The sequence below is a fragment of the Gilliamella sp. B2923 genome, from assembly GCF_026536565.1.
Taxonomy (GTDB): Bacteria; Pseudomonadota; Gammaproteobacteria; order Enterobacterales; family Orbaceae; genus Gilliamella.
On record NZ_JAFNNZ010000004.1, the window covers coordinates 77,001 to 92,320 of the forward strand.

The window sequence follows — 15,320 nt, forward strand, 5'->3', positions numbered from 1 at the left end:
CCTTTGTTATAGTTTAAAGGGCGAAGTTGTACCCGTGCTCTCTTTTTTGGTTTCGGTTTTTTCTGATAAAACGTCACCGGTTACTGCAATAAAGTCACGGGTGTCTTCTTGAACATCTTTAGACATTTTTTCGATTTCTTCCAAATTAGCACGCATTGTTTCAAGTGCTGAACGGGTGATTTCAGTCGCTTCACGTTGGGTATCACCAAATTCTGCTAAGTTTTGTAACATGGCTTCTAAATCATTATTGATTTCATCACGGCCAGTTGCGATGCGGATTGCTTCATTTTTCGCAATATCGTTGGTAACACGTGTCATTTCAGCGAGGGTATTGCCTGCCATGGATTGTGCTTCATTGATCGCCGCTGAGTTAACCGCTGTGACCACGACACTTAGTTGTGATGCAACCGATGCAATACCGCGAGAGTGCATTGCTCTTGCGCTTTCAACTTGCTTTTTGGTTGCCGCTTGCATATTACGTATTTTGATTGCTTCAGTGGTTAATTCACCATAAGTTTGCATGGTATCAACGGTTGCTGTTGATACGGTATCAATATGCTCATCTAAATTACGTCTTGCTTCATCAAGTTTCATTGACTCAAGTAAATTGTCGCCGACGTCTTTGTTTTCAAGCTCTGCTCTGCGTTCACGGTGAACTTTTTCAACTTGTTTGGTCGCTTCGTTCATAATGGCGTAGATTTGGATCATATTGCCATTATTATCACTTAATCCCTCAATTTGCTTGACCATTTTTTCCAGATGATTGCGGATAGCACCAAAACGCTCTTTGCCTTGATTGACAAATTTTAGTGCTGATTGAACCATATCGGCTTGGCGTAAGGTGTGTTGATCGGAAGTTAAATTCAGTAATTCTTTAAGCTTTTCAACATCAATTGATTGCGTGCGCTGCTGATGATTCTGTTTGACTTCAGCTACGATCTCGCCAATTTGCTTACGCTTGTTTTCGATAGCTTGTTTTAAAAATGCTATTGTTTGTTCATTAGCGGTGATTTTCGCTTTTGCTGCCGGTTTGGTTTGACCTAACCCGAAGAACGATCTCTCTTTTTCAAGTTCAATATTGTCAGCTTCAAGTTTTTTGATTTGTATTTGATTGTCATGAATTTCGTTATTTAATTGCGCTTGTTGTGCCTCTTTTTCTGCGTCCCATTGTTGATCAGCTTTAATTTTTGCCAACGCATTACGCGTTTCACCATTTTGGCGCAAGTTATAAAGTGCATCAGTGATTTCGGTAAGCGGTTTTATTTTTTCAATAAAATCATTAAGATCATCATTAAAATCAGAATAAACACGTTGTAATTCAGCAAACACTTCTGTATCGGTCATTTCGATACGCTGTTTTGACATCTCTTCTGAGATAGATTGTAAGTATTCCTTAAACGCATCAAATTCTTGAATTTTGGCACGATCATTTTCTTTGTTGTCAGTGAAAGCTAATATGCGGGTGACTTCTTCTACTTTTTGCTCTAAAGAGAGGCTATCTGAAAAAATGACATTAAAAAAGGTATTGTCCTTAATATTTGCTTGCGGGTTTTCTGCTTTAGTATTTTTTTCACGTTGTCTTGCAGAATAATCTCTTTGTTCAGTGGTGGCTAATTTTTTCTTTGAAGCTACGCTCATTGTTTTTTTCCTTTTTAAAATCTATCCTTTTATTTAAAAACAGGATAATTAATTCCATTACTTGAAAAAGATAAGTCTCATCTTTTCAGCGCGTTATTATCTAATCAACCTCTCTTTTTGACAATATAATTATTATAAATTATAAAATTCATCTGCTTGATAGGTTATCTCGGTAAGATATCGTGAGGGTATTGTATGTGGGGTTGTAACTGTTTTTTCTATCAAAATGAGATCCGCATCAAGCGAAAAAATTTGTTTTACACCTTTAAATCAATTAAAAAATAACCAAAAAAAAATCACCCGCACTATGCGGGTGATTCGAGTTAATGCTTTTAGTATGTAGATGAGAGGAATTACATCATTCCGCCCATTCCACCCATGCCGCCCATACCTGCAGCAGCACCTAAATCAGCTTTATCATCTTTAGGTAAATCAGTAACCATACATTCAGTTGTGATCATAAGACCAGCAACAGATGCAGCATATTGTAATGCGCTACGAGTTACTTTAGTTGGATCTAAGATACCCATTGCGATCATATCGCCGTACTCTTCAGTTGAAGCATTGTAACCATAGTTACCTTTGCCACCTTTAACTGCGTTAACCACAACAGATGCTTCTTCACCACAGTTAGTTACGATTTGACGTAATGGCGCTTCCATTGCACGAAGGGCAACTTTAATACCAACGTTTTGATCTTCGTTTGCACCTTTAAGGTCTAAAATTGCAGATGCAGCACGAACTAACGCAACACCACCACCGGCAACCACACCTTCTTCAACAGCTGCACGAGTTGCATGTAATGCATCTTCAACACGTGCTTTTTTCTCTTTCATTTCAACTTCAGTTGCTGCACCAACTTTAATTACTGCAACACCACCCGCTAATTTAGCTACACGTTCTTGAAGTTTTTCTTTATCGTAATCAGAAGTTGATTCTTCGATTTGTTTACGGATTTGTTCAACACGTGCACTGATTAAAGACTCTTCACCAACGCCGTCGATGATAGTGGTGTTGTCTTTATTGATAACAACACGTTTAGCTTGACCAAGATCTTCTAAAGTCGCTTTTTCAAGCTCTAAACCGATTTCTTCTGAAATTACCGTACCAGCTGTTAAAATAGCGATGTCTTGTAACATAGCTTTACGACGATCACCAAAACCAGGTGCTTTAACTGCTGCAACTTTAACAATACCACGCATAGTATTAACAACTAGTGTTGCTAATGCTTCGCCTTCAACATCTTCAGCAATGATTAATAGTGATTTACCTGCTTTAGCAACCGCTTCTAATACCGGTAATAATTCACGGATATTAGAGATTTTTTTATCAACTAATAAGATATATGGGCTATCTAATTCAACTGTTGCGGTTTCTGGTTTATTGATGAAGTATGGTGATAAATAACCACGATCGAACTGCATACCTTCAACTACATCAAGTTCGTCTTGTAAACCTGTGCCGTCTTCAACAGTGATAACACCTTCTTTACCCACTTTTTCCATTGCTTGTGCAATTAAAGTACCAACAGTTTCATCTGAGTTAGCAGAGATTGTACCTACTTGAGCAATCGCTTTAGAGTCTGCACAAGGTGAAGATAATTTTTTAAGCTCTTCAACCGCTGCAACAACTGCTTTATCGATACCACGTTTTAAATCCATTGGATTCATGCCAGCCGCAACCGCTTTTAAACCTTCGTTAACAATTGCTTGTGCAAGTACTGTTGCGGTAGTTGTACCGTCACCAGCGGCATCGTTTGCTTTTGAAGCCACTTCTTTAACCATTTGTGCACCCATGTTTTCGAATTTATCTTCTAATTCGATTTCACGAGCAACAGACACACCGTCTTTAGTAATGGTTGGTGCACCAAATGATTTATCTAAAACGACATTACGTCCTTTTGGACCTAATGTTACTTTAACTGCATCAGCTAATACATTAACGCCTTTTAGCATTTTAATGCGAGCGTCATTACCAAATTTTACATCTTTAGCTGCCATTTTGTATTTCTCCTAAATTCTGTATATAAATAAAATTATTTGCCAATTACGCTTCAACAATGGCTAAAATATCGCTTTCAGATAAGATAAGCACTTCTTCATTATCAATTTTTTCTGTTTTAACGCCATATCCTTCATTGAAAATAACGATATCACCAACTTTAACGTCTAATGGTTGAACTTGACCATTTTCTAAAATGCGACCATTACCAACAGCTAAAACTTCACCACGTGTTGATTTACCCGCAGCTGAACCCGTTAAAACAATACCGCCAGCTGATTTTGATTCTACTTCTTTGCGTTTAATGATCACACGATCATGCAATGGACGAATTTTCATTAGTTATCTCCTAGCACTAATTTGTAAACAAATGATTATTAACAATAAATCATAATTTAATGATTTTAAAATATAGTGTGCTTTACATGGGGATATTTTTATATTCTTCAAGAGAAAGATTCCAAAAAAATAACCGATTGATTATTTATTCATCATCTTTACGACTAAATTCACCTTCAATATATTCATCAAACTGATTAACGGTTGTTGTTTTTGATGAAACAACAACCGTTTTACTAAATACTTTTTCTAAAATTGATTTGGTTATATACCTTTTAACGTAGGGAATCAATAAAATCCCCCCAAATATATCACTTACAAAACCAGGAAGGGTGACAAGACAAACCCCAACTGTTGTTAAAATATTTGAAAGTGTTTCAATTTTTAAACTCTCCAGTTTCATACCCTTTAGATTCGTCTCATCCTGTTGCATAAATCGATCATTTTTTATAATTTGTTTTTTAGCGAATTGAGAACAAAGAATGAATTTAGCAATCACAAAAATTAGGGTTGGCCATACACCGATTAAAGAAATCACCAGTTTAAATAAACTAATTTCGCAATAAAAATAAAATATAATAAGAAAAAGAATAAAATAGGCTAAAAATCGCATTAGTCATTACCTAGAAACAACATGATACAGTCAGAATATTTGTAGTAATATAAACCCAATCAGTTATTTTTCAACCAAACAGTTTATTTTTTTTAAAATATATCACAAAAAGAATTGACGAATTATCACAGATCGTGTTTAATGTGCATCCATTGTTGCCCGGATAGCTCAGTCGGTAGAGCAGGGGATTGAAAATCCCCGTGTCCGTGGTTCGATTCCGCGTCCGGGCACCAATCCTAAAAGAACACCAGCGAAAGCTGGTTTTTTTGTGTCTGAAATTCAAGCAAGTTAAAAACTGTTAAAAATCGTTTTTAATATCGATATATAAACATGTTTACTGACCCGATATTTAATACAATCTTAACATTAGCATAACAAATAACCACATTGATAAAATATAAATTCTAATCCCAATAGAAAGTGTTAACAGTAGGATCTTGTCTTCATAACTATATAAGAGCCCCTAAATTAGGCGAATTTGTTAAAAGCCAAACAGACGGTAATCGTGATATTTCTGAAAATTCTATATTTTTTACCAGAAAGTGAGAAGATATCTTACTATTTATCCAGTCAAAATATTATTACCTATAACATCACACTCCCTCATAATTTGTGGTAGGATTGGTGCCTAATGTAATACATTGTTTTTATCGGTAAACAAAAATTGGAGGCAGTTTTGTTAAATGATTACAACCCTATCTCCAATCTTTAATCTGTTCATATTTAAAACGTGTCGGAAAAAACAACATCCGATTACGCAAGTGTAGTAATAATTAGGAATAACCATGGCCATCAAAAAAACTGAACTATACACATCCCTTTGGGCTAGTTGCGACGAACTGCGCGGTGGAATGGATGCCAGTCAGTATAAAGATTATGTTCTGACAATATTGTTTATGAAGTATGTATCAGACAAATATAAAGGCGATCCTTACGGTTTGATTGTCGTGCCACAAGGCGCTAGCTTTGATGATATGGTTAAGCTTAAAGGCAATAAAGAAATCGGCGATAAAATAAATAAAATCATCAGTGCGTTAGCTGAAGAGAATGATCTCAAAGGTGTTATTGATGTAGCCGATTTTAATGATGAAGATAAACTCGGTAAAGGTAAAGAGATGGTTGACCGCCTATCTAAACTGATAGGTCTATTTGAAGGACTTGATCTCTCTTCCAACCGTGCCGATGGTGACGATTTATTGGGTGATGCTTATGAATATCTGATGCGTCATTTTGCAACTGAATCGGGTAAATCTAAAGGCCAGTTTTATACGCCATCCGAAGTGTCGCGCATTCTTGCTAAAGTGATCGGTATTAATAGTAATACTCGGCAGGACGCCACCGTTTATGACCCAACCTGTGGTTCCGGTTCTCTTTTATTAAAAGCCAGTGATGAAGCTCCACGTGGTTTGAGTATTTTTGGTCAAGAAATGGATAACGCCACCAGTGCATTGGCTCGTATGAACATGATTCTGCACAACAATGCCACCGCCAAAATTTGGAAAGGTAATACCATTACAGATCCACAATGGAAAGAAGAAAATGGACAACTTAAAACTTTTGATTTTGCGGTTGCTAACCCACCATTTTCAAATAAAAACTGGACTAACGGTATTAATCCTCAAGAGGATCAATTTAATCGCTTCAGCTGGGGAGTGCCACCCGAAAAAAATGGTGACTATGCCTTTTTATTACATATTATCAAAAGCTTAAAAAGCACTGGCAAAGGCGCAGTTATTCTACCTCATGGCGTATTATTTCGTGGCAACGCCGAAGCACGTATTCGTGAAAACCTGATTAAACAAGGTTATATAAAAGGCATTATTGGTTTACCTGCCAACCTATTCTATGGCACTGGCATCCCAGCCTGTATTATTGTGATCGATAAAGAACACGCATCGATGAGGGAAAGTATTTTTATGATCGATGCCAGTAAAGGTTTTATCAAAGATGGCAATAAAAATCGCTTACGTAGCCAGGATATTTACAAAATTGTTGAAGTGTTTACCAAACAACTAGAACAGCCACGTTTTAGTCGTATAGTACCATTAAGCGAAATAGAAGCCAATGATTACAACCTGAATATTCCGCGCTATATTGATTCTAGCGAACCGGAAGATCTGCATGATCTTAGTGCCCACCTGCAAGGGGGAATTCCCAATCGTGACGTTGATGCTTTAGATCGCTACTGGCAAATATTCCCGAGTATTCGCGCTACCTTATTCAAACTAGCGCGTGAAGGTTATAGCCTAGCGTTGATTAACGCTTCTGAAGTGAAAAATACCATTCTAAATCATGCAGAGTTCAAAAGCTTTGCAACACAAACTCTTAAACCCTTTACCAATTGGGCTGAACGTGCAAACCTAAAAGCGATAAAACAAGGTGAGCAGCCAAAACAGATTATTCATCAGATCAGTGAAGATCTGCTGCAATGTTATTCGCGAACGCCATTGCTAAGTAAATATGATATCTACCAGATCTTAATGGACTACTGGGCTGATACCATGCAAGATGATGTATATGTGCTAGTGCAAGATGGTTGGTCTGTGGGTAAAGTCCTGCGTGAATTGGTTGCGGAAAAAGGGGAAAAACTCAAAGAGACGCCTGATTTAGTGATTGGTAAAGCCAAATATAAAGCTGAATTAATTTCGCCTACGCTTATTGTGGCGCGCTATTTTGCTGATGAACAAGCTAAGGTCGATGCATTGCAAAGTAAACTTGATAGTGCTAGTCAAGAGCTAGAAACATATCTTGAGGAAAATGGTGGTGACGACGGTCTGCTCAATGATGCAGTCAATGACAAAGATAAAGTCACCAAAGCTACAGTCACTACGCGTTTGAAAGTTGCCACTAACGCTGATGAAAAAGCTGCACTTAAACAAGCTAAAAAACTGTTTGATTGTGAGGCTGATGCTAAAAAAGCGCTGAAAGAAGCGCAAGACGCACTTGATTTGGCGGTATTTAAGCAGTACTCGAAGCTTAGTATTGATGAAATCAAATCTCTAATAGTTGACGATAAATGGTTAGCGACTCTCGAATCAAACCTTATTGCTGAAATCGAAAGGATTACCCAACAACTGGCCAATCGAGTTAAAGAGTTGGAAGAGCGTTACAGTGAGCCACTACCAATGATTATGCAATCGGTAACAAGTCTGAGTGATAAAGTGGCGGGTCATTTAAAAGCAATGGGACTGGAGTGGACACTATGAGTAATGTAGAAACTAAAGTAAGTTCAAATCTTATTCCAGTTGGCTATAAGCAGACTGAAGTTGGGGTGATTCCGGAGGATTGGGAAATAAAATCTCTTGGAGAAATATGTAGTTTTGAAAATGGTGATAGAAGTTCTAATTATCCTTCAGCACATGAATTTTCTAATTTTGGAATTCCATTTATAAATGCTGGTCATATATCAGAAGGAAAAATCGACCTTGAAAATATGGATTATATACCGACTAATATTTTTGAACGCTTGGGAGGAGGTAAAGTAAAATCAGGTGACTTATTATATTGTTTAAGAGGTTCACTTGGTAAATTTGGAGTTGTATCTGATAAATTAGGCTTAGGCGCTATTGCTAGTTCTCTTGTCATAATAAGACCAAATAAGTCTACAACAACCAGTTTTATCTCATCATATTTTAAATCGAATATTTCAAAAAAAATGCTTTCCCTTTGGGCTGGGGGGGCTGCTCAACCTAATTTAGGAGCAAAAGAGTTAGCTAATTTTCTAGTTCCATTGCCTAATGCTAAAGAACAAACTGCCATCGCCAATGCACTATCTGATGTCGATGCGCTGATTACCGAGTTGGAAAAGCTGATCGCCAAAAAACAGGCTATCAAAACCGCCACCATGCAACAACTCCTTACTGGCCGCACTCGTCTACCACAATTCGCCTTGCGCGAAGATGGTTCGAAAAAAGGTACCAAGCAAAGTGAATTAGGGGAGATACCGGAGGATTGGGATATAAAAACATACGGTGAAGTCTTTACTTTTTTATCAACCGCAACAAATTCAAGAGCTGACTTATCTGACGACGGTGATTTTGGATATGTCCACTATGGTGACATCCATACGAAATGGAATAATAAACTTGACCTAAATAAGGAAAATTTGCCGACGATATCTAAGGATATCGTCAGATCACCATTCATAATGAATGGTGATTTGATTATGGCAGATACTTCTGAAGATTATGAAGGTATTGGTAAAAGCGTAGAAGTTTTTAATGTAGGCCATAAACTGCTTATTGCTGGTCTTCATACTTTCCTATTACGTGATAAAGATAAAGTGTTTGCGGACGGTTTTAGAGGCTATTTATATACTATCCCAGCCGTTAAAAATACCTTTGATAGATTGGCAACAGGTATGAAGGTATATGGTATTTCTAAACAAAATCTTTCTGCCGTTTGTATTCCTGTACCAAACATAGATGAACAAACTGCCATTGCCGCAATCCTCTCCGATATGGATGAAGAGATTCAGGCTTTGGATCAACGTCTTAGCAAAACCCGTCAAATCAAACAGGGTATGATGCAGGAGTTACTAACAGGAAGAACAAGATTAGTGTGAGTGAAAATCGTTATATAAATAATTAAATTCTTGAATCGGAGCTTGAGAATTTGCTAAATAAAAGAATAATAAAATTTAACTAAAGGCAATAGGTAAGCCGGTACATTTTTCTGCTGCAATTAAGCGTATTTGTCTAAATGGCTTAAATTTTTATGAAAAGACTGAGTTTACCTAATTTAATGGCAAGAGGGATATCAGGCAGAACAACCTGTATGACGAAAAGATACTAGCAATCCTGATCTCTTGAGCCTTTAGTTTAAAAACACAGATGAAGGAAAATTAATATGAGTATTGTCGGCCAGCATGAGCGCGCTACACAAAATCGGATTGTTCAATTTTTTCAAACTGACTTAGGTTATCGGTATTTAGGTGATTGGAGGGATCGTGAAAATAATAAGAATATTGAAGTTGCGATCCTTAGTGATTGGTTAAAAAAACGGGGTGTAAGTGAGGCGTTAATTAAGCGCACTATTCGCCAGTTGGATATGGCAGCAGCGCTCGGTGAAGGTAAAAAACTCTATTATGCCAACAAAGATGTTTATCGTTTGTTGCGCTATGGCGTTAAAGATAAAGAAGGTACTGGACATCAGAATGAAACAGTATGGTTGATTGATTGGAATAATCCTGAAGCCAACGATTTTGCCATAGCCGAAGAAGTCTCTATCAAGGGCGAAAATAAGAAACGACCTGACATTGTGCTGTATGTAAACGGTATTGCACTGGGCGTAATAGAGCTTAAGCGCTCGTGTATATCGGTATCTGAAGGAATTCGTCAAAATCTGGATAACCAAAAAAAGGATTTTATTCGTAACTTTTTCACTACCATGCAATTAGTAATGGCTGGCAATGATACGCAAGGTTTACGGTATGCTACAATTGAAACTCCCGAAAAATATTATCTTGAGTGGAAAGAAACAATTGAAAACACTTATACGCATAAACTTGATTATCACCTAAGCCGTATATGTAACAAAGTCCGTTTTTTACAAATCATCCATGATTTTATTGTTTTTGATGCGGGAATAAAGAAAACTTGTCGTCATAATCAGTTTTTTGGTATTGAGGCCGCTAAACATTATATTGCAAAGCGTGAGGGTGGCATAATTTGGCACACTCAAGGTTCAGGTAAAAGCCTAACTATGGTGTGGTTAGCTAAATGGATACGGGAAAATGTCAAAGATGCCCGTGTGCTGATTGTGACTGACCGTACTGAACTGGATGAGCAGATTGAAAAAGTATTTATAGGGGTTGAGGAAGACATTTACCGCACCAAAAGCGGTGCCGATTTAGTGGCGACGTTAAATCAACCGAATCCTTGGTTGGTCTGTACATTGGTACATAAGTTTGGCTGTCAGTCTGAGTCTGAACGTGATGCTGAAACCGATAAGTTTATTAAAGAGCTGAAAAAGTCACTGCCATCCAACTTTAGCGCTAAAGGCGAGTTGTTTGTATTTGTCGATGAGTGCCATCGTACCCAATCTAACAAGTTACATGATGCCATGAAATCAATTTTGCCTGAGGCAATGTTTGTTGGTTTCACGGGCACGCCGCTGATGAAAAAAGACAAAAAGAAATCCGTTGAGGTATTTGGCCCTTACATTCATACCTATAAATTTGATGAGGCTGTCGCCGATGGCGTAGTATTGGATTTGCGCTATGAAGCAAGAGACATCGACCAACACATTACATCCCAAAAGAAAATCGATGAGTGGTTTGAGGCGAAAACGCGTGGCTTATCTCGAATAGCAAAAACGCAGCTTAAACAAAAATGGGGCACAATGCAAAAAGTGTTATCCAGCAAATCACGCTTGCAACAGATTGTGAATGATATCTTGCTGGATATGGACACTAAACCACGCTTGATGGATGGTCACGGTAATGCTATGTTAGTGTGCTTTGATGTTTATCAGGCCTGTAAAGCTTATGAAATGTTCAGCCAAACAGACTTAGCTGGAAAGGTCGCTATTGTGACCAGTTTTCAACCAACTGCAGCGAATATTAAAGGTGAAGAGACAGGAGAAGGGTTAACGGAAAAACTCTTTAAATATGATTGTTACCGCAAAATGCTAGCAGACTATTTTGAATTAGCTCAAGACAAAGTTGCTAATATGGTTGAACAGTTTGAAACAGAAGTTAAAAAGCGTTTCATTGATGAGCCTGGGCAGATGCGTCTATTGATTGTGGTCGATAAATTGCTAACGGGCTTTGATGCACCTTCAGCCACCTATTTGTATATTGATAAGCAAATGAAAGATCACAGCCTATTTCAGGCAATTTGTCGGGTCAATCGTTTAGATGGTGATGATAAAGAATATGGTTATATTATCGACTACAAAGATTTGTTCCGTTCTTTAGGTAAAGCAATTTCTGACTATACTCAAGGTGCGTTTGATGATTATGACAAGGAAGATGTAGCCGGTTTACTAAAAAACCGTTTAGAGCAAGCCAAGCTGGATTTGGATAATGCGCTGGAAATGGTTCGAGCATTATGTGAACCGGTAAAAGTCCCACGAAAGACTCAAGATTATATTCATTATTTTTGTGGTGAGTCTGGCTTGAATCAAGATGAATTAACCGATAAAGAAGCGCTTCGTATAACCTTGTACAAGGCCGTAGTTAAGTTATTACGTGCATTTGCTAATATTGCTAACGAAATGCCTGATGCGGGCTATTCTTCTCAAGATATTGATTTAATCAGGTCAGAAGTTTGCCACTATGAAAAAGTTCGTGATGAAATTAAGCTGGCTAGTGGTGATTTGGTCGAGATGAAGCGTTTTGAGCCCGCAATGCGACACCTATTAGATATGTATATTCGTGCCGATGATAGTGAAGCGCTTATGGACTTTGAAGAAATAGGATTAATTGAGTTAATCGTCGAAAAAGGTGCCGGTGCGATTGATACCCTGCCTGAAAATCTACGTAACAATCCGGAAGCAATGGCTGAGGCTATTGAGAATAACGTTCGAAAAATTATTGTTGATGAAAATCCTGTTAATCCTAAATATTACGAACAAATGTCAGTTTTATTAAATGAGCTAATTGAACTTCGCCGACAAAAAGCGATTGAATATCAAGATTATCTGAAAAAAATTCAAGAATTATCGCGTAAGGTCGTTCGCCCTGAACAGACTGCATCCAACTATCCGAAATCTATGGATACTAATCCTAAACGAGCTTTTTACGATAACTTTGGAAAAGATGAAGGACTTGCAACAAAAATTGATAGTACAATTCGCTACACGAAAAAAGCGGATTGGGTTGGTGATCGTTTTAAAGAACGCGAGATTGCCAATGCTCTTCGAGATGAAACAGCGGGTTATGAAGTGGATATTCAGGCTTTAATGGAACTTGCAAAAGCGCAAAAAGAGTATCAATAATGACGATAATTGAAATTGGTTCGATAACTATACAGTTGAATCGTAAGGCAATCAAAAATTTACACATCAGCGTGTTACCACCGGATGGACGAGTACGTGCATCTGTACCTGAATATATGACAGACGCGGCTATGCGGATGGCTGTGATACGGCGTATCCCTTGGATTAAAAAACAACAGAACAACTTTATAAAACAACCTCGGCAATCAGAACGCGAAATGGTCAATGGCGAATGTCATTACCTATGGGGAAGACGCTATCGCCTCAATGTAGTAGCGCATATCGGTAAGCATGAAGCTAAACTAAATCGAGGACGATTGCATTTATATGTAAACCCTATGGTAACTGCTGAGCAAAAAATGTTAGTTTTGACGACTTATTACCGGAATGTACTAAAAAAGCGAATATCAGACTTATTACCTATTTGGGAAAATAAAATAGGTGTAGATGTTGCTGCTTGGGGTGTAAAAAAAATGAAAACCAAATGGGGAAGTTGCAATACACAAGCAAAACGTATTTGGTTGAATTTAGAACTGGCAAAGAAGCCTCCAGAATGTTTAGAATACATTCTGGTCCATGAGTTAGTACATCTACTTGAGCGTAATCATAATGACCGCTTTAAAGCTCATATGGATAAGTTACTTCCTGATTGGCTAGAACGTAAAGCATTGCTGAATGGATTACCATTGAACTACGATAATTGGCTGTAAATTTCTTTAATAAATGTATGATTTTCTATAGTGAGTTTTTCTTTAGCATTATTAGAACTAACTAAATATACGTATTTAGTTAAGGATACAATCCTTGGTACTTATATAACTTAAATTTTCCATACCTGCAATACTTTAAGCTGTATCTCCGATTCCGCGTCCGGGCACCAATTCTAAAAGAACACCAGCGAAAGCTGGTTTTTTTGTGTCTTAAACTTTTGGGGTATGTTTTTTTATTTTACCTATCAACAACTTTTTACTGAAATTATGCTAAATAGTACGGGCAAAAGCAGGTAATGTTGTTTCGATATTAGGAAGTATCCTCAGTAATTGTCATTAATTTTTAAGTGAATTGCTGATTATCGGAAAAGATTTTTTTTATCTCATCTATAATTATTCTACCGGCAGTAATATCAAGTATCCTTTTAGGAAAACAGATAATTATTTTTTTCTGTAAAACATTTTTTTGGATAATATGTAGAGAATCATCAATTAAATAGTCTGGTAGTAGGCTTACTCCAAAATCATTTTTAATAGCGACATAAATAGAGTTCAGCGTATTGGATTCGAATAATATTGACTTTCTACCATATTTATCAATTATATAATGGTTTTCAGGAAGGTCTTTCAAATCAAAATTGTAAAGCAATGTCTTTATCTTTTTGTCACACAATATTTCATTTTCCAAATACCGCTTAGAACAACATAAATGGTAGTTAATATTACGTAATAAATCCCCCTCATAATCTCTATCCGTATTAATGTACCTTATTGCTATATCACACTCTCTTTTATGGAGACTTTCAATGTTAGTACTTATTAAGAAATTAATTTTTACTTGAGGGTATTTATTTAATATTGGTTTTAGGCCTGGTATTAATATATTTTCAGCAATAGAAGCGCTTGATGATAAAGTAAGGGTTTGTTTTAAATGACTACCTGCCGTTGATTCTTCTTCCATATCCATCAACGATAAACTGATTTCTACAGCCTTTTCATATAAAGCTTGACCTTCATTGGTTGGATAGTAGCTATTGTCCTTAAAAAAAATTAATTTTTTTTTCAACGAGCGTTCTAATCTCTCTATTTTTCTACAAACAGTTACATAGTTAACGCCCATTTTTTTAGCTGCTGCTGAGGCTGTTTTATTGTCGATAATTGCAACCAAATACCTTAGATCGTCCCAATTCATACTACTCCTTACAATTATGAATATCCTATATGCAATTTATATGGTTCCCATCTAATTTTGCTGTAGTACTATGATTAAAACAGGAGAAAAAGATGATTAAAACATTATTACAAATATCGGGCGTTGAAAATAAACAAATTGATTGGAATAATTGTAATTTATTACTAATAGATATGCAAAATCAATATTTTGAGAGAGAACTGGATCTTAAAGAGCGAGGGAGAGACGCTGTCTTGAAAGCTAAAAGTGTTCTTGATTTTGCCAGAAACAAAAAAGTTAATATTTTTCATGTTATACACGTTAGTAATGATAAAGCAAAATTATTCAATAGTACCAGTAACGATATCAACATTATCAAAGAGCTGGAGCCAAGAAAAGGTGAAAATATAATTGTCAAAACGATACCTAACTCATTCTATAAAACTGATCTCTATGATTTATTGCAACTTACGGGTAAAAAGCAATTAGTTATAATGGGTTTTGCCAGTCATATGTGTGTGACGGCAACAGTTATAAGGGCCTTTGAGCTTGGGTTTGATAACTTTGTTCTCACTGACTGCTGTGCAACAAGAAAGCTTCCATTATTTGATGAAATAGTAGAAGAAGATTTATTACACAGATCTTCAATGGCATTATTAGGAGATCGTTACGCAACACTCATGAAATCTTATGATGTATTAAATTAGCCCCCTTTTCTGAATTTAGTTTGATTGCAGTTTAAAGGTGACGGTTGATTCTGTCACCAAATGCTGTAAACCAACTTATCGTTCTTTTGCCGTTTGGCATAGGTATATTATCCTTGCCAGTCACTTATAAATAGCTAAATCAATCTGCGATATGTATGGGGACGGCAACAAGCGCTTCATAAAACCTACACTTGCGAAAT

10 protein-coding genes and 1 tRNA gene are annotated in these 15,320 nt (G+C 36.9%); 6 read left to right on the forward strand and 5 right to left on the reverse strand.

The features are described 5' to 3' along the window. Nucleotides 1-6: 6 nt before the first annotated feature. The 4 genes from J3U42_RS06255 to J3U42_RS06270 form a co-directional block, all read right to left on the reverse strand. Nucleotides 7-1,638, reverse strand: coding sequence for a hypothetical protein (locus J3U42_RS06255; protein ID WP_220218399.1), 1,632 nt, complete (start codon nucleotides 1,636-1,638; stop codon nucleotides 7-9). A gap of 353 nt (nucleotides 1,639-1,991) precedes the next feature. Continuing rightward, nucleotides 1,992-3,638, reverse strand: coding sequence for a chaperonin GroEL (groL, locus tag J3U42_RS06260; RefSeq protein ID WP_220218398.1), 1,647 nt, complete (start codon nucleotides 3,636-3,638; stop codon nucleotides 1,992-1,994). Between the two features lie 46 nt (nucleotides 3,639-3,684). Beyond that, nucleotides 3,685-3,978: a co-chaperone GroES gene (locus tag J3U42_RS06265; RefSeq protein ID WP_220218397.1), complete on the reverse strand. Its 294-nt coding sequence runs from the start codon at nucleotides 3,976-3,978 to the stop codon at nucleotides 3,685-3,687. A gap of 145 nt (nucleotides 3,979-4,123) precedes the next feature. Next, nucleotides 4,124-4,591 carry an FxsA family protein gene (locus J3U42_RS06270; protein ID WP_267329013.1) on the reverse strand — a complete coding sequence of 156 codons (468 nt, stop codon included), beginning with the start codon at nucleotides 4,589-4,591 and terminating at the stop codon, nucleotides 4,124-4,126. A 157-nt stretch (nucleotides 4,592-4,748) separates the two neighbouring features. Between J3U42_RS06270 and J3U42_RS06275 the strand changes: the two genes are divergently transcribed. From J3U42_RS06275 to J3U42_RS06295, 5 genes are all read left to right on the forward strand, one after another. Continuing rightward, nucleotides 4,749-4,824: transfer RNA gene (locus J3U42_RS06275), tRNA-Phe, on the forward strand. 552 nt (nucleotides 4,825-5,376) lie between these two features. After that, the gene (locus J3U42_RS06280) at nucleotides 5,377-7,797 is read left to right on the forward strand and encodes a type I restriction-modification system subunit M (protein WP_267335973.1); all 2,421 of its coding nucleotides are present in this window, start codon (nucleotides 5,377-5,379) and stop codon (nucleotides 7,795-7,797) included. Then, entirely contained in the window at nucleotides 7,794-9,155 is a 1,362-nt protein-coding gene (locus J3U42_RS06285) for a restriction endonuclease subunit S (RefSeq protein WP_267335974.1), read from the forward strand. The genes J3U42_RS06280 and J3U42_RS06285 overlap by 4 nt, the downstream gene beginning before the upstream one ends. A gap of 284 nt (nucleotides 9,156-9,439) precedes the next feature. Beyond that, the gene (locus J3U42_RS06290; RefSeq protein ID WP_267335975.1) at nucleotides 9,440-12,532 is read left to right on the forward strand and encodes a type I restriction endonuclease subunit R; all 3,093 of its coding nucleotides are present in this window, start codon (nucleotides 9,440-9,442) and stop codon (nucleotides 12,530-12,532) included. Next, nucleotides 12,532-13,242 carry a M48 family metallopeptidase gene (locus J3U42_RS06295; protein ID WP_267335976.1) on the forward strand — a complete coding sequence of 237 codons (711 nt, stop codon included), beginning with the start codon at nucleotides 12,532-12,534 and terminating at the stop codon, nucleotides 13,240-13,242. Before J3U42_RS06290 ends, J3U42_RS06295 begins: the two co-directional genes overlap by 1 nt. 343 nt (nucleotides 13,243-13,585) lie before the next feature. Here J3U42_RS06295 and J3U42_RS06300 read toward each other — a convergent pair whose 3' ends face one another. Then, complete coding sequence (locus tag J3U42_RS06300) at nucleotides 13,586-14,434, reverse strand: LysR family transcriptional regulator (RefSeq protein WP_267335977.1); 849 nt, start codon at nucleotides 14,432-14,434, stop codon at nucleotides 13,586-13,588. A gap of 92 nt (nucleotides 14,435-14,526) precedes the next feature. Between J3U42_RS06300 and J3U42_RS06305 the strand changes: the two genes are divergently transcribed. Beyond that, nucleotides 14,527-15,120, forward strand: coding sequence for an isochorismatase family protein (locus J3U42_RS06305; RefSeq protein WP_267335978.1), 594 nt, complete (start codon nucleotides 14,527-14,529; stop codon nucleotides 15,118-15,120). Nucleotides 15,121-15,320 lie beyond the last annotated feature (200 nt).